This is a genomic window from Salinimicrobium oceani, from assembly GCF_012037645.1.
This window is the reverse complement of sequence record NZ_JAAVJR010000433.1, coordinates 1-503: the sequence shown is the minus strand read 5'-3', so window position 1 is coordinate 503 and position 503 is coordinate 1. Positions and strand designations below refer to the sequence as shown.

At 44.7% G+C, this 503-nt stretch carries 1 protein-coding gene; it reads left to right on the top strand.

Going from position 1 to position 503, the window contains the following annotated elements:
* Window positions 1–20: 20 nt before the first annotated feature.
* The coding region (locus HC175_RS17580) for a CdaR family protein (protein WP_168139586.1) at window positions 21–503 on the top strand (483 nt) is incomplete at its 3' end.

Sequence of the window (503 nt, the reverse complement as noted above, 5' to 3'; positions counted from 1 at the left end):
CGGAGATTATTCAGCTTAAAATGCAGGAGAACGGATTCAGGATCGCCTGGTTCTCTTTGTTTCCGCCTACGCTTACTGTTGATGTTTCCAGGGCAAGTGAAGAAAACGGTCGGCTGGTTTATGTAATAGATGAAAACAGGTCTCAGATCCTTGAACAGCTCAATATCAATTTTGATGATAACAGTTTTGTGCGGGATGCGCTTTTTATTGCATTCGAACAGAAACAGGAAAAAAAACTGCCTGTAATTTCGCGTATCGAGGTGCAATTCGCCGCGGGATACTCGGCTGTGGAAGAGCTGCGGGTAGAACCAGACTCGGTGAGGGTGAGCGGGCCCGATAATATTTTGGACACCTTATCGGCTATAAGAACCTTTCCGGTGACTTTTTCGGATGTCAAAAATGATCTGGCGGGATCTGTTTTACTGGATACGACGGCGCTCCCTAAAGTCACACTTTATAATAAAAGGGCGAATTACAGTCTTGATGTCGAAAAATTCACTGAA